Source organism: Dactylosporangium thailandense (genome assembly GCF_059739745.1).
Genome location: NZ_AP029195.1, coordinates 10674509 through 10689340, shown reverse-complemented (window position 1 = coordinate 10689340; position 14832 = coordinate 10674509). Strand labels below are relative to the sequence as shown.

General features: G+C 71.2%; 11 protein-coding genes and 1 pseudogene. 5 read left to right on the top strand and 7 right to left on the bottom strand.

All coding sequences use genetic code 11. The features are described from left to right. The first annotated feature begins 295 nt into the window (after positions 1 to 295). Complete coding sequence (locus AC6JBM_RS47830; RefSeq protein WP_497980232.1) at positions 296 to 3112, top strand: sensor histidine kinase; 2817 nt, start codon at positions 296 to 298, stop codon at positions 3110 to 3112. Next, entirely contained in the window at positions 3109 to 3528 is a 420-nt protein-coding gene (locus tag AC6JBM_RS47825) for a roadblock/LC7 domain-containing protein (RefSeq protein ID WP_425556692.1), read from the top strand. Before AC6JBM_RS47830 ends, AC6JBM_RS47825 begins: the two co-directional genes overlap by 4 nt. Positions 3529 to 3806: 278 nt before the next feature. Here AC6JBM_RS47825 and AC6JBM_RS47820 read toward each other — a convergent pair whose 3' ends face one another. Then, positions 3807 to 4925: a GuaB3 family IMP dehydrogenase-related protein gene (locus tag AC6JBM_RS47820; RefSeq protein WP_497980231.1), complete on the bottom strand. Its 1119-nt coding sequence runs from the start codon at positions 4923 to 4925 to the stop codon at positions 3807 to 3809. 38 nt (positions 4926 to 4963) lie between these two features. Further along, positions 4964 to 6463, bottom strand: coding sequence for an IMP dehydrogenase (gene guaB, locus AC6JBM_RS47815; RefSeq protein WP_497980230.1), 1500 nt, complete (start codon positions 6461 to 6463; stop codon positions 4964 to 4966). Between the two features lie 122 nt (positions 6464 to 6585). On the opposite strand from guaB, the gene AC6JBM_RS47810 reads away from it, so the two are divergent. Then, the gene (locus AC6JBM_RS47810) at positions 6586 to 6978 is read left to right on the top strand and encodes a DUF5319 domain-containing protein (RefSeq protein ID WP_350611924.1); all 393 of its coding nucleotides are present in this window, start codon (positions 6586 to 6588) and stop codon (positions 6976 to 6978) included. Positions 6979 to 7047: 69 nt separating this feature from the next. Here AC6JBM_RS47810 and AC6JBM_RS47805 read toward each other — a convergent pair whose 3' ends face one another. Further along, positions 7048 to 7809: a helix-turn-helix transcriptional regulator gene (locus AC6JBM_RS47805; protein ID WP_497980229.1), complete on the bottom strand. Its 762-nt coding sequence runs from the start codon at positions 7807 to 7809 to the stop codon at positions 7048 to 7050. A gap of 180 nt (positions 7810 to 7989) precedes the next feature. Here AC6JBM_RS47805 and AC6JBM_RS47800 point away from each other — a divergent pair. After that, positions 7990 to 8364: pseudogene (locus tag AC6JBM_RS47800) on the top strand (WhiB family transcriptional regulator); the annotation flags it as partial. A gap of 135 nt (positions 8365 to 8499) precedes the next feature. On the opposite strand, the gene AC6JBM_RS47795 reads toward AC6JBM_RS47800, so the two are convergent. The 3 genes from AC6JBM_RS47795 to groES form a co-directional block, all read right to left on the bottom strand. After that, positions 8500 to 10008 carry a molybdopterin-dependent oxidoreductase gene (locus AC6JBM_RS47795; protein ID WP_497980228.1) on the bottom strand — a complete coding sequence of 503 codons (1509 nt, stop codon included), beginning with the start codon at positions 10006 to 10008 and terminating at the stop codon, positions 8500 to 8502. A 659-nt stretch (positions 10009 to 10667) separates the two neighbouring features. Next, complete coding sequence (gene groL, locus AC6JBM_RS47790; protein WP_497980227.1) at positions 10668 to 12311, bottom strand: chaperonin GroEL; 1644 nt, start codon at positions 12309 to 12311, stop codon at positions 10668 to 10670. 95 nt (positions 12312 to 12406) lie between these two features. Then, positions 12407 to 12715, bottom strand: a complete 309-nt coding sequence (gene groES, locus AC6JBM_RS47785; RefSeq protein WP_497980226.1) for a co-chaperone GroES — start codon at positions 12713 to 12715, stop codon at positions 12407 to 12409. A 195-nt stretch (positions 12716 to 12910) separates the two neighbouring features. Here groES and AC6JBM_RS47780 point away from each other — a divergent pair, with 195 nt between their 5' ends. Further along, entirely contained in the window at positions 12911 to 14116 is a 1206-nt protein-coding gene (locus AC6JBM_RS47780; protein WP_497986700.1) for a class I SAM-dependent methyltransferase, read from the top strand. On the opposite strand, the gene AC6JBM_RS47775 is transcribed toward AC6JBM_RS47780, so the two are convergent. After that, positions 14076 to 14822 (bottom strand): hypothetical protein, encoded by a 747-nt coding sequence (locus AC6JBM_RS47775; RefSeq protein WP_350611919.1) that lies wholly within the window; start codon positions 14820 to 14822, stop codon positions 14076 to 14078. The two genes, AC6JBM_RS47780 and AC6JBM_RS47775, sit on opposite strands and share 41 nt — an antisense overlap. Between the last annotated feature and the right edge of the window lie 10 nt (positions 14823 to 14832).

The window sequence follows — 14832 nt, the reverse complement described above, 5'->3', positions numbered from 1 at the left end:
TGGCTGGTCGGACGGCCGTATCCTTCCCGTCTGATCAATGCCTAGCAAGCCCGCTGTCCGGCTTCGAGTATTGTGACCTGCGCCACTATGACGTGGTTGGACACTGGTCGCAACCCTGGTTTGATAAGTGCCGCACGCTGCTCAGCAGCGCGATGACGCATGCGAAAGGTGTGGAGGGGTGCAGACCTTCGCTTCGCCGCCTTCGACGAGGGCTCCGGCCGTCGTGATGAAGGTGAACAGCCATCGCCGTCGGCGGCCGGGGGAACCGCAACGGCGCAGCGCATCCCTGTTCCGGGTGCGCGACTGGCGCGTGCCCACGAAGCTCGCGGCGGTGCTCGTGCTGCCCGCGGTGGCGTTCCTCGTCATCGCCGGCGTGCAGATCAACCTCTCCGTGCAGGACGCGACGAAGCTGGACCAGTTCGCCCAAGGGGTCAAGGTCGGCCGCCAACTGACCGATCTCATCCACCAGTTGCAGCTGGAGAGGGACCGAACGGTCGGATATCTCGCCAAGTCGACCAGCGGGCCCCAGCCGTCCGGTCCGAATCAGGCCGCCGACGACCTGGCCGAGAGCCAGGCGGCGACCGACTCCGCGCTGCGCGCCTTCTCCGAGCAGGCGCGCCCGCTGCTGAAGAACCCGATCTTCAGCGGCGTGCAGAACCGGATGACCGCCGACTTCACCGACCTCGGCCTGGTCCGCGACGGCGTCGCGCACCGGTGGCTGCGGGAGGAGGCGGTGTTCGAGCAGTACTCGGTGACCATCCAGCACCTCTTCGACCTGGTGCCGGACCGGCCCGACATCGGCGGCGACTCCCAGTCGGTGGCCGAGGTCTCCTCGCTCATGGACCTCGCCCAGGCCAAGGAGCTCAAGGACCAGCTGCGCGGGCGGATCTTCGCCGCGGCCAGCGCCGGCAAGTTCGCGCCGGACGACTTCGAGACCTTCTCGGAGATCCAGGCGCGGCAGGTCGCCGCGGTCGAGCGGTTCCGCGCGTCGGCGAGCCCGGCCCACCTCGCGCTCTACGTGCGCAACCTGCGCCAGGACGCGGTCTCCACCGTGGCCCGGCTGCAGCAGGACATCATCTCCCGGGCCCGGGGCGCCGCGGTCGGCGTCTCCGCCGAGGACTGGTGGCGGGCGAGCACGCTGGAGCTGGGGTACATCCGCAGCATCGAGAAGGCGATGCTGGAGGACGCGATCACGGGTGCCGCCGACCGCAGTAGCACCCAGCGGACCAACGCCATCGTCGCCACCTCGGCGATCGTGCTGGTCATGCTCCTGGCGCTGCTGCTGTCCTGGCTCATCGGCCGGTCGATGGCCCGCTCGCTGCGCCAGCTGCGGGCCCAGGCGCTCGACGTGGCCCAGCACCGGCTGCCGGAGGCGATCCAGCGCCTGCGAACGCTGCCGCGGGGCGAGACGGTCACCGTCGACACCACGACCCGCGTGCGCTCGTCCGACGAGATCGGCGAGGTGGCGGACGCGTTCACCGCCGTGCACCGCAGCGCGGTCAGCCTGGCCGTCGAGCAGGCGGTCATGCGACGCAACGTCAACTCGATGTTCGTCAACCTGGCCCGCCGGTCGCAGACGCTGGTCGAGCGCCAGCTGCAGCTGCTGGACCAGCTCGAGTCGGCCGAGACCGACCCGGACCAGCTGGCCAACCTGTTCCGCCTGGACCACCTGGCCACCCGCATGCGCCGCAACGACGAGAACCTGCTGGTCCTCGCGGGCAGCGAGGCGACCCGGCGGTGGGCCCAGCCCGTGTCGCTGTCCGCGGTCATGCTCGCGGCCATGGCGGAGATCGAGCAGTACGCCCGCATCCGCCAGGACGTGTCCAACGACGTCTTCGTCGTCGGCCACGCGGTCTCCGACATCGTGCACCTCTTCGCGGAGCTGCTGGAGAACGCGACCACGTTCTCGCCGCCGGACACCGTGGTGACGGTGACCGGCTGGCCGGCCCAGCAGGCCCGCGAGGCGACGATCGTCATCGAGGACAAGGGCATCGGCATGACCGAGTCCGGCCTCATCGAGGCGAACGAGCGCGTGTCCAGCCCGATCGCGATCGACGTGGCCGCCTCCGAGCGGATGGGTCTGGTCGTCGTCGGCCACCTTGCCGACCGGCACGGCGTGTCGGTGCGGCTCACGGCGAGCGAGGAGGGTGTGACGGCGTACGTCACGCTGCCCGCCCGCCTGCTCGCGGCCCCGCCGGACGGGGTCGGGCTCTACGGCAACAACGCGGCCACGCGGCTCGCGGGCGCGGCTCGCCTGCCGATCCCGGTCGACGGCGGCACCTCGCAGGCCCCGGCCGCGAGCGAGCCCTCCGGCGAGCACCCGACCGCGATCCTGCCGGCGCTGCCGTCCCGCCCCTCGATGCCGGCCGAGGAGCCCGCCGATGACGAGGCGGATTCGGACGTACCGGCGGTAGCGGCGCCCCGGCTGCCGGACGTCCCCGAGGCCGCGCCGGTCTCGGCGGTCCCTGTGTCCGCCGCGCCGGTGTCCGCGGTGCCGGTCTCGGCCGCACCCGTGTCAGCCGCACCCGTGTCAGCCGCGCCGGTGTCGGCCGCGCCGGTGTCGGCCGCACCCGTCTCGGCCGCACCCGTCTCGGCCGCGCCCGTCTCGGCCGCTCCGGTGTCAGCCGCGCCCGTCTCGACGGTCCCCGTGTCCGCGGCGCCGGTCGCGGCCGCGCCCGGCTCGTCGGCGCCGAAGAGCACCAACGGCGTCAAGCGCGGCCCGGCCCGGGCCGAGGACATCATCGCCGGTGCGTCGCGGCCCAATGGTGCGCCCGCGACGGCCGCGAAGGGCACCCGCTGGTGGTCGCGCGGCGGGGGCGGCGACGCTCCGGCTCCGGCCCCGCTCATCCCGGCCCAGCGGCAGCCGGTGACCGCCGGTACGAGCAGCGCCGGGCTGCCGATCCGGGTGCCGCAGGCGCAGCTGCCGGGCGATGCGAGCGTGCCCGCGCCCGCGCCGGAGGAGACGCAGCAGGTCACGGTGGCGCACACCGAGCCGGACCCGGCCAGCGTCGGCAGCATGCTGACCCGGTTCTACAGTGGCGTGCATCGGGCCGCGAACGAGGACGAGGTGCCCACGGTGCCGATCAACGAACATCGAGGGAGCACGGCGTGACCCTGAGCCAACAAGCACGGGACCTGAGCTGGCTGATCAACGCGTTCACCGAGCGGGTCCCCGGCATCGCCCATGCTGTGGTGGTGTCCTCCGACGGCCTGCTCGTGGCCGTCTCGGACCATCTGCCCCGCGACAGCGCCGATCAGCTCGCCGCGGTCACGTCGGGCCTGGTGAGCGTCACCAGCGGCGCCGCGCGGATCTTCGACGGCGACGAGGTCAAGCAGACCGTGGTGGAGATGGGCCAGGGGTTCTTCCTGGTCATGTCGATCCGCGACGGCTCGATCCTGGCGACGCTGGCCGGCCGTGAGGCCGACATCGGCGTGGTCGGCTACGAGATGGCCCGCCTGGCCAAGCAGGCGGGCGAGATGCTGACCCCGGCGCTGCGCGCGGAGCTGCAACAGGCGCTGCCCCGCTGACAAGACGGCCTCGGGTGCCCGGCTCTTCGCCCGGCACCCGAGGCCCTGTGGCTTTTCGGGCGAAATGCCCGGCCCACCGACCGACGAGACGAAAAGCCGACCCGAGACCGCACCGCTGACAGAACGACCTCGGGTGCCCGGCACCCGAGGTCGTGTGCTGTCGTGACGAGCGCGATGGTCCGGCCGCCGCGCCCACCGCGGACGGTGAGGCCACGGGAGTAACGGTCCGGACCACGACGGACGTCGCGGTAGCTCTCTGCTGCTACTTGTCTCTGTTGTTACTTGTCGAGGATGAGCCCGACCTTCTGGAATTCCTTGAGGTCGCGGTACCCGCACTTCGCCATCGCCCGCTTGAGCGCGCCGAACAGGTTGAGCGCGCCGTCGGGGTCCTCGGACGGGCCGTAGAGCACCTTCTCCAGCGTGCCCAGCACCGGCTCGGCCGAGCCGAAGGAGCCGCGGGGCAGCTTCGGGTGGCTCGCCGCCGAGTGCCACCACGCGCCGCCGCCCGGGGCCGAGTCGCTGCGCGAGAGCGGCTCGCCGACCATCACGGCGTCGGCGCCGCAGCCCAGCGCCTTGGCGATGTCGCCCGAGGTCTGGATGTTGCCGTCGGCGATGATGTGCACGTAGCGCCCGCCGGTCTCGTCCAGGTAGTCGCGGCGCGCGTCCGCGGCGTCGGCGATCGCGGTCGCCATCGGCACCCGGATGCCAAGGACGCGGTCGGTGGTCGACCACTCGTCGGCGCCGATGCCCACGATGACGCCCGCGGCGCCGGTGCGCATCAGGTGCAGCGCGGTCTGGTAGTTGGTGCATCCGCCGACGATGACCGGCAGGTCGAGGTCGGCGATGAACTCCTTGAGGTTCAGCGGCTCGTCGGTGGTCGAGACGTGCTCGGCCGAGACCAGCGTGCCCTGGATCACCAGGATGTCCACGCCGGCGTCGAGGATCACCGGGGCGAGGGCCAGGGTGTGCTGCGGCGAGACGCGCACGGCGACCGTGATGCCGCCGTCGCGCATCTCCTTGACCCGCTCGCCGATCAGCTCGGGCTTGATCGGCTCCGCGTAGACCTCCTGGAGGCGCCGCGTGGCGGGGGCCTCGTCGTCGAGATCGGCGAGCTCCTCGAGGATCTTGGTCGGGTCGGCGTACCGCGTCCAGAGCCCCTCGACGTTGAGCACGCCCAGGCCGCCGAGCTTGCCGAGCGCGACCGCGGTGGCCGGGCTCATCGTGGCGTCGGACGGGTGAGCGACGCAGGGGATCTTGAACGGGTACGCGTCGAGCTGCCAGTTCGTGGATACGTCGTCGACGTCGCGGGTGCGGCGGGTCGGGACGATCGCGATGTCGTCCAGGTGGTAGCCACGCCGGGCGCTCTTGCTGAGCCCGATCTCGACCACGTCACGCATGTCAGCTCCTGTTGAAATAGGGGTGTTCGTCCACCGCGTCAGCGCGAGTGGTAGTTCGGGGCCTCGACGGTCATCTGGATGTCGTGCGGGTGGCTCTCCTTGAGGCCCGCCGCGGTGATCCGGATGAGCCGGGCGCGCTCGTGCATGTCGGCCATCGTGGCCGCGCCGACGTAGCCCATGCCGGAGCGCAGGCCCCCGATAAGCTGCTGGGCGACGGCGGAGAGGGGGCCGCGGTAGGCGACCTGGCCCTCGATGCCCTCCGGCACCAGCTTGTCGTCGGAGCTCACGTCGTCCTGGAAGTAGCGGTCCTTGGAGTAGGAGCGCGCCTGGCCGCGGGACTGCATCGCGCCGAGGGAGCCCATGCCCCGGTACGTCTTGAACTGCTTGCCGTTGATGAAGATCAGGTCGCCGGGGCTCTCCTCGCAGCCGGCCAGCAGGCTGCCCAGCATCACGGTGTCGGCGCCGGCCGCGATGCCCTTGGCGATGTCGCCGGAATACTGCATGCCGCCGTCGGCGATGACCGGCACGCCCAGTGGACGACAGGCCCGGGACGCCTCCATGATCGCCGTGATCTGCGGCACACCGACGCCGGCGATGACGCGCGTGGTGCAGATGGAGCCGGGCCCGACGCCGATCTTGACCGCGTCGGCGCCGGCCTCGGCCAGCGCCCGGGCGCCCTCGTAGGTCGCCACGTTGCCGCCGACGACGTCGACCGCGGTGTCCTTCTTCAGCCGCTGCACCATCTCCACAACCATCCGGTTGTGCCCGTGTGCGGTGTCGACCATCACGATGTCCAGGCCGGCGTCGATCAGGGTGCGGGCCCGCTTGTAGCTGTCCTCGCCGACCCCGACCGCGGCGGCGACGCGCAGGCGTCCGGCGTCGTCCTTGGTCGCGTGCGGGAACTTCTCGCTCTTCGAGAAGTCCTTCACGGTGATGAGGCCGCGCAGCTTGCCGGAGCCGTCGACGATCGGCAGCTTCTCGACCTTGTGCTTGCGCAGCAGCGCGAGGGCCTCGTCCTTGCTGACCCCGACCTGCGCCGTGATGAGCGGGGTGACGGTCATGATGTCCCGCACCCGGGTCTCGGGGTCGGAGACGAAGCGCATGTCGCGGTTGGTGACGATGCCCACGAGCTGGCCGTCGGCGTCGGTGACCGGAACGCCGGAGATGCGATACCGCCCGCAGAGGGCGTCCACCTCCCGCAGCGTCGCATCGGGCGAGCAGGTCACCGGGTTGGTGACCATGCCGGCCTCGGAGCGCTTGACCAGGTCGACCTGCTGGGCCTGGTCCTCGATCGAGAGGTTGCGGTGCAGGGTGCCGATGCCTCCCTGCCGCGCCATCGCGATCGCCATCCGGGCCTCGGTGACCGTGTCCATCGCGGAGGACACCAGCGGTATCCGGAGGGTGATGTTCCGGGTGATCCGGCTCGAGGTGTCGACGCCACTGGGCACGACGTCCGATTCGCCCGGAAGCAGCAGCACGTCGTCGAAGGTCAGGCCCAAAGGCAGCACGTCAGGTCGGGAGAAATCCATGAAGCGCATCCCAGCTCTCGGTCGTCCGGCGGGTGCGTCTCATCGTACTTCCGCCCCGGCGGCGCACCCGTCCGCCATGGCAGAGCCGTGCCCGGCCCCACACCAGGGCCGAATGGGGATACCGTTGAGGCGTGCACGAAGAGCCCATCGACCCGTTCGCCGGCGACCCGGCCGATCCTTCGGCCGAGCTCGACGACAGCGGGAACGAAGACCCGTTGACCGCCGCCGAGCGCCAGGACGTTCTCGAGGACCTCGCGGACCTCGAGATCTACCAGGCGCTGCTCACGGCGATCGGCGTCCGTGGGCTCGTCATCGAGTGTGAGGACTGCCACGAACCGCACTATTTCGACTGGGATTTGCTGCGGGGGAACCTGAAACACCTGCTCACGTCCGGTCGACCGCGCGTGCACGAGCCCGCCTTCGACCCCGATCCGGACCATTACGTCACATGGGAATACGCGCGGGGTTACGCTGACGGTGTTCACGACGCACTGGCGAGTGCGACCGACGACGGCGACGGCTAGCAGGCCCTCGTTTAGGTTTGTCGCGCGGCGGGTACCGCAGCGGCATGCCCCGGATGGCCTGCAGCGCCGCTAACTCACGAGCCCGGCGCGGAACGCCGCCGCTACGGCGTGTGCCCGGTCGCGTGCTCCGAGCTTCCGGAACAGCCGGCGAGCGTGCGTCTTGACGGTGTCCTCGGAGACGAACAGCTCCCGCCCGATCTCGGCGTTGCTCTTCCCGTCCGCCATCCCGCGCAGCACCTGCAGCTCCCGCTCGGTCAGCTCCACCCGCCGGCGCGGAGGCTCGCCGGGCACGTCGCCGCGCTGCTGCGGCACGCCGGCCCCGGTCACCCGGGCCGCCCCGGGCATCCCGACCGCGGTCCGCGCCGTCGCGGGCAGTCCGCGCCCGGCCTGCAGCATTCCCCCGGCCGCCTGGCTCGGCGCGCCCATGCGCGCCTGGAGCACCGGCTCGCCGTTGCTGCGGCCCACCTGGCTCAGCACCAGCAGCACCGCCTTCGCGAGCGTCGTGACCGGATCAGCCGTGTCGACCCGGATGACCGCCCGCGCGCCGGCCGCGATCGCCGCGGCGGCGGCCCGGGGCTCCTCCGTGCCGAAGAAGACCACCGTCGCGCCCGGCGCCACGGCCAGCACGCGGCGGGAGAACTCCGCGCTGTCGGGACGGGCCAGCGTCGGGTCCGCCAGCACCAGGTCGGCCGGCTGCTCCGAAAGACGCGCCAGGGCCTCGACCATCGTGACGGCGGTCCGCACCGCGTGTGCCACTCCCAGCCTGGCCGCGGCCGCGGCAACCGTCTGTGCCGCGACCTGTGTTCGCACACACACCAAAATCGTCCGCACCGTCGTGCTCCTCTCTCTCAAAGAGAGAAACACGAAAAGGCGAGATCTAGACGTGGTTTTACCGCGATTGGCCTACGAGAAATTGACCGACGACATGCCGTTACCTGTGGCGGTCTCGCGCGTTGTACCGGAAATGGGCAGCACGCGAATTCCAGGCCGCACGCCTGGAAGGAGGAGCGAATGACGAATGTGACTCGCCTGCCCGGTCCGATCGCGGACATTTGGGACTGGCAGCGGCTCGGACTGTGCCGCGGACGGGACAGTGCCCAGTTCTTCCACCCCGACGGCGAGCGCGGCGCTTCGCGCGGTCGCCGGGAGTCCGCCGCCAAGAACGTGTGCCGGGCGTGCCCGGTCCGCGCGGAGTGCGCCGCGCAGGCGCTCACCACGCGGGAGCCCTACGGCGTGTGGGGCGGCTTCACCGAGGGCGAGCGGCTGCGGCTGCTGGCGCTGGGCTGGGAGGACGCCGCCGACCGGCGCCGCTCCCGGGTCGACGTCGGGCGCCTGGAGTCGAAGCTGGGCCTGCGCCCGACCGCGCCGACGCCGTCGCCGAACCAGGGCGCCCAGCAGCCGCTGCGCGCCGTGCCGGCCCGCCCGGGCCCGACGCACCCCGCCCCCGGCGTGCCGTCGCAGCGGCGCCCGCAGGTGTCGGCCGGCAACTCCTCCCGGTCGCGCACCGCGGCGCGCTAGGCGCTACTTCACCTCAATATTGATCGAATGCCACCCCGTGGCGCCGTCGGGATCCGGCGGCGCCACGGCGTCTGTCTGCGTGTCGCCGCCGTTGTCGGTGGCGCGTACGGTGATGCGGTGCCGCCCCGGCGTGGCCTGCCACTTGAGGGTCCATTGCCGCCAGGTGTCGATCGACGGTACGGGCAGCAGGCTCGCGACCTGCCAGGCCCCGCCGTCCACCTGGATTTCGACCTTGGAAATGCCGCGATGCTGCGCCCAGGCCACGCCCGCAATCATGATCTCGCCCGCCCTGGGATTGCTCCCGTCCCGCGGCGTGTCGATTCTTGACTCGGTCTTGATCGGCCCCTTGGCGGCCCATCCGCGCTTGATCCAATAGGCGTCGAAATCGGCGAACGAGGTCAGCTCGAGCTCGACCAGCCATTTCGTGGCGGAGACATATCCGTACAGGCCCGGCACCACCATCCGAACCGGGAACCCGTGCTCGACGGGCAGCGGCTCGCCGTTCATGGCGATGGCGAGCATGGCGTCGCGGCCGTCCTGGAGCACCGCCGTCGGGGTGCCCGCGGTGAACCCGTCGATCGAGCGGCTCACGACCTGGTCGGCGCCGGACTTGGGCCGCGCCTCGGCCAGCAGGTCCGCGATGCGCACGCCCTGCCACTTCGCGTTGCCGATGAGGCCACCGCCGACCTCGTTGGAGACGCAGGCCAGGGTGACGTACCGCTCGATCATCGGCCGTTTGAGCAGCTCGCCCCAGCTGATCGTGAGCTCCTTCTCGACCCGGCCGTGAATGCGCAGCTTCCAGTCCTCCGTGGTGAGCTGCGGCACGACCAGCGCGGTGTCGATCTGGTAGAAATCCTTGTTCGGCGTGACGAAGGGCGCGAGATCGGGCAGGGCCGCGTCGGCCTGGGGCGGCAGCGGCGCCACGGTGTTCGGCGGGACGCTGGGCAGTTCGATCGACGCCCGGTCCGCCTCGACGTTGCGCCGGGTGGACCACCAGCGCCCGGCGAAGCCCACGATGGCGGCGCCCAGCAAGGTGTACCCGCTCGCGCGCAGGAACCACCGGCGCTCCTCGGCCGTGGCGTTGTCGCCGGCCTCGTGGGTGAGCAGCCAGTGCAGGACCCCGGCGCCGGCGGCCGCGCCCAGCAGCGTGGGGACGAACGCATACCAGTGCGCGTTGTGGCGACTGAGCGCGGCGGCGATCCCGATGACGCCGAAAAGGGCGATTCCGGCGTACCCCCACACGCGCCGCCTGACCGCAAGCATCCCGATGCCCGCCGCGAAGGCCGCGAGGATGACGAGCGTACCGATGCTGAGCGCAAGCTTGTCGTAGGTGTAGAACACCTCGACGGCGAGATCCTTGACCTTGGCCGGAACGCTGTCGATGACCACGCCGCCGACGCTGACCAGCGGCGATGTGGACGCGCCGGTGAAGATCGCGACCACTTCGGCCACGCCGAGCGCGGTGCCCGCGGCGGCGAGGCCGGCGAGCGCACCGAACCTTCGAGTGTGCACGCTTACAGCATGCGGCGATCATCCGTACCGCACCAAGCGGCGTAATGGGTCCCTAACCTTTTCCTGAGCCGACTGTGACGCTCGCACAGTCCGCCGGGCACCCAACGTGACCGCGCCCGCCGCCACCAGCCGCGCGCCGCGCCCCCGTTTCGCACACCCCGCGGCACCGCTGGCCCCACGCACCGCTCGACCCACGCGCCGCTCGACCCCATGGACAGTTCACCCCGCTCGGACGGCTCGATCCGCGTGACCGCTCGCCGCCAGCCACTCGCCCCGGCACCGTTTGGACCGCCGACCTCCACGGACGGCTCCTTGGAGCACTCGACCCGCCCCTTCAACGGGCGGACGAAGACCCCAAGCACCACACGACGCCACGACACAAAGGCGCCCACCTCAGTAGGACCGCCATCGCCACCTCAGTCGCCCGAGCACCGCACCCACCGGCGACACGCACGCCATCAGCGCGCACGATCGACGCCCGGCGGCGAAACGGCCATACACCACCGGAAGCCCCGAAAACGGATTTATCTCCCGACAGGGTATAAATCCGATATGTCGCGGCGCGCAGCGCCCGACATATCGCGCCCAACACCGAACGAAAACGCCAACGAGCCCCGGGCCGAAACCCAGGGCTCGTCGAACGTGCGGTGCGGAACCGGTCAGAAGCCCGGCCCGTGCGAGTGGCCGTGACCGTGCCCGTGGCCGTGACCACCGGCGGCCGGCTCAGCAGCCTCCGGCTTGTCCACGATCAGGCTCTCGGTGGTGAGCAGCAGACCCGCGATCGACGCGGCGTTGGCCACCGCGCTGTGGGTCACCTTCACCGGGTCGACGATGCCGGACTTGACCAGGTCGACGTACTCGCCCGTGGCCGCGTCGAGGCCGTGGCCGAAGTCGAGGGCCTGGACCTTGCCGACCACGACGTAGCCGTCGAAGCCCGCGTTCTGGGCGATCCACCGCAGCGGCTCCACGAGGGCCTTGCGAACGATCGCCACGCCGACCTTCTCGTCGCCGGTCAGGCCGAGGTCGCCGTCGAGGACCGAGGCGACCTGGGCGAGGGCCGCGCCGCCGCCGGGGACGATGCCCTCCTGCACCGCGGCCTTGGTCGCCGAGATGGCGTCCTCGATGCGGTGCTTGCGCTCCTTCATCTCGATCTCGGTCGCGGCGCCGGCCTTGACGACCGCGACGCCACCGGAGAGCTTGGCGATGCGCTCGTTCAGCTTCTCCTTGTCCCAGTCGCTGTCGGAGGCCTCGACCTCCTTGCGGAGCTGGTCGACGCGCCCGCTGACCTCGGACTGCTCGCCGCCGCCGTCCACGATCGTGGTCAGGTCCTTGGTGACCACCACGCGGCGGGCGGTGCCGAGCTGCTCGAGACCGGTGTTCTCGAGCTTGTAGCCCAGCTCGGGCGCGACGAGCTCGGCGCCGGTCAGGATCGAGATGTCCTGCAGCATGGCCTTGCGGCGCTCGCCGAAGCCGGGGGCCTTGACCGCGACGACCTTGAAGGTCTTGCGGATGGCGTTCACCACGAGGGTCGACAGGGCCTGGCCCTCGACGTCCTCGGCGATGATCAGCAGCGGCTTGCTGTTCTGGACGATCTTCTCCAGCAGCGGCAGGAGCTCCTCGATGGCGGAGATCTTCTGCGTGGTGATGAGGACGTAGGCGTCCTCGAGGACCGCCTCCTGCGCCTCGCCGTCGGTGACGAAGTGCGGGGAGACGAAGCCCTTGTCGAACTGCATGCCCTCGGTGACGTCGAGCTCGGTGGTCAGCATCGAGCCCTCCTCCACCGTGATGACGCCGTCGCGGCCGACGCGCTCCATGGCCGAGGCGATCAGGTCGCCGATGGTGGCGTCCTGGGCGGAGATGGTGGCGACCTGCGCGATCTCGGTGTGGCTGTCGACCGCGGTGGCCTTGTCCTTGAGGGCCTTGACGATCGCGGCCGCGGCCTGGTCGATGCCGCGCTTCACGCCGGCCGGGTTGGCGCCGGCGGCCACGTTGCGCAGACCCTCGCGGACGAGCGCCTGGGCCAGGACGGTGGCGGTGGTGGTGCCGTCACCCGCGACGTCGTTGGTCTTGGTGGCGACCTCTTTGACCAGCTGCGCGCCGAGGTTCTCGTAGGGGTTGGCGAGCTCGATCTCCTTGGCGATCGTCACGCCGTCGTTGGTGATGGTCGGGGCGCCGAACTTCTTGTCCAGGACGACGTTGCGCCCGCGGGGGCCGAGCGTGACCTTGACCGTGTCGGCCAGGTGGTTGACGCCGTGCTCCAGAAGGTGGCGCGCCTCGTCGGAGAAGCTCAGGATCTTCGCCATGCGTGTGGATTCCCTTCAAAGCGACACCGCCCCGGCTGCCTCGCGCCTGTTCGCACGGGTCCGGGGCGGTGGCCACTGCTTCTAGTGAAAAACGGTCACTTCTCGATGACAGCGAGGACGTCGCGGGCCGAGAGCACGAGGTACTCCGAGCCGGCGTACTTGACCTCGGTGCCGCCGTACTTCGAGTAGATGACGGTGTCGCCGACCTTGACGTCGATCGGCACCCGGTTGCCCTTGTCGTCGATGCGACCCGGGCCCACCGCGATGACGGTGCCCTCCTGGGGCTTCTCCTTCGCGGTGTCCGGAATGACGATGCCCGAGGCGGTGGTCGTCTCAGCCTCGTTGGCCTGGACCAGGATGCGGTCCTCGAGCGGCTTGATCGCAACCTGCGTCGCGGTAGTCACGGGCATACCCTCCTGGGGTATCGAGCTTGCTAATCGAGTGCCCGGTGAAGCCGTCGTCGCGGGTGCCGGCCCCGGCCGGGTATGTCTGGCACCCTCGGCAGGAGAGTGCTAACTCGGAGGTTATGCCGGTGGCTAGCACTCCGTCAACTAGAGTGCCAGACACGCCACGAAATCACCCCGGACTTGAAGGATCACGTGCGCCCCGAGGATGTGCAGCCCCTGTTCACGGCGGCCGGGCGGGACGCGCTGGCGGCCGCGTCCGAGCTGCCCGACGGCGATCCGCTGGCCGCGGCCTCGGCCCTGCGCGCGCGGGGCCTGCCGCCCGAGCTCGCCGCGGCGGCGCTGACCCAGGTCGCGCTGCGGCGGAAGGCGGCGGCGAAGTTCGGTACCGATGCCGCCGTCATGTTCTTCACCCGGGCCGGACTGGAGCAGGCGACCCGCGCCACGGTCGCGCGGAGAAGGGCCGAACGGCTGGCCGCGGCCGGCGCGACCCGGGTGGCCGACCTGGGCTGCGGGATCGGCGCGGACACCATCGCGTTCGCCCGGGCCGGGATGCGCGTGCTGGCCGTGGACGCCGACCCCGCCACGGCCGCCGTCGCCCGGGCCAACGTCCAGGCCCTCGGGCTCGCCGACCAGGTGCTCGTCGAGGCGCGCGACGCGACCGAGACCCCGCTGGTCGCGGTCGAGGCGGTGTTCTGCGACCCGGCCCGGCGCACGTCGGGCGGGCGGCGGGTGTTCGACCCGCGGGCGTACTCGCCGCCGTGGGACTTCGTCACCGCGCTCCCGGGCCGGGTCCCGCTCACGGTGCTCAAGCTCGCGCCGGGGATCGATCACGCGCTGCTGCCGGAGGGCGCGGAGGGCGAGTGGGTGTCGGTCGACGGGGACGTGGTCGAGGCGGCCGCCTGGTGCGGGCCCCTGGCCGAGGTCCCACGGCGGGCGACACTGCTCCGAGGCGGGCAAGTCGCGCACATCACCGGCACCGGCGACCGGAAAGCCCCGGTCGGGCCCATCGGCTCGTACCTCTACGACCCCGACGGCGCCGTGGTGCGCTCGCACTTGATCGCCGAGCTGGCCGAGACGCTGGACGGCACGCTGCTGGACGCGTCCATAGCCTACATAACCACTACATCACCCATATCCACAGCATTCGCCAAATGCTATGAAATAACCGAAACGCTGCCGATCGCGCTCAAGAAGCTGCGCACGGCGCTGCGAGACAGGAACATCGGCGCCCTGCAGATCCTCAAGCGCGGCTCGGCTCACGACGTGGAGGACCTGCGCCGGCAGCTCAGGCTCCAGGGGACGGAAAGCGCCGTCCTGGCGCTCACCCGCGTCAACCACCAGCCCGCGGCCATACTCCTCAGACCAGCGGATGCCCCAGGCGCCGCTGGAGGTCGCTGAGCGTGTCGTCGGCCAGCGCCTCGGGCGAGCGCAGGCCGAGCTGGCCGAGCAGGTGCCGCCCGGTGTCGCGGCACATCTCGTAGGTGAGGCGGTCGTTGAGCCAGCGCAGCCACTCCACGATGTCGTTGACGTAGAAGGCGACGCTCTGCTCGGAGTTGCGCTGCCGGCGCTCCTCGGCCACCACCAGCAGGGCCGCGGCCAGGCGCCGCCGCGCGAAGTCGTGCCCGGCCAGGGCGTCGGCGAACGCGTCGGCCCGGTGCCGGGGCGCGGTCGGGGACACGGTCAGCTTCGGGAACGGCGGCTCGCCCGCGGTCCACACCTGCGCGCTGCGGGGCACGAACTCGGGGTCCAGCACGACCTCGACCCGCGAGGCGTGGCCGGGGTCGTCGACCGCGATGAGCACGCGCGGACTGTGGCTGGTGACCTTGGTGACGTACCGCGAGAGCCCCCCGCCCTCCTCCACGCAGAACTTGGCGTCCGGCAGCTTCAGCGGCCCGTCGAAGACCAGCTTGCCGACCCGGGGACCGGCTCCCTGCCACAGCCGCACCCGCACCAGACCGACCTGCGGGCGCGCGGCGATGCGGACGTGGTGCTCGGTCGCGGTCACCGCGCCGTCGCCGTCGAACACCGACAGGTCGACGCCGCTCGTCGCGCCCAGGAACAGGTGGCCGTGGCCGAGGTACAACTGGACCGAGCCGATCTGCATGTCGCTATTG

Excerpts from the sequence above, each read along its gene's own strand:
- AC6JBM_RS47820 (WP_497980231.1), bottom strand. The coding sequence starts at position 4,925 with ATGCGTGACGTGGTCGAGATCGGGCTCAGCAAGAGCGCCCGGCGTGGC.
- guaB (WP_497980230.1), bottom strand. The coding sequence starts at position 6,463 with ATGCGCTTCATGGATTTCTCCCGACCTGACGTGCTGCCTTTGGGCCTG.
- groL (WP_497980227.1), bottom strand. The coding sequence starts at position 12,311 with ATGGCGAAGATCCTGAGCTTCTCCGACGAGGCGCGCCACCTTCTGGAG.
- AC6JBM_RS47775 (WP_350611919.1), bottom strand. The coding sequence starts at position 14,822 with ATGCAGATCGGCTCGGTCCAGTTGTACCTCGGCCACGGCCACCTGTTC.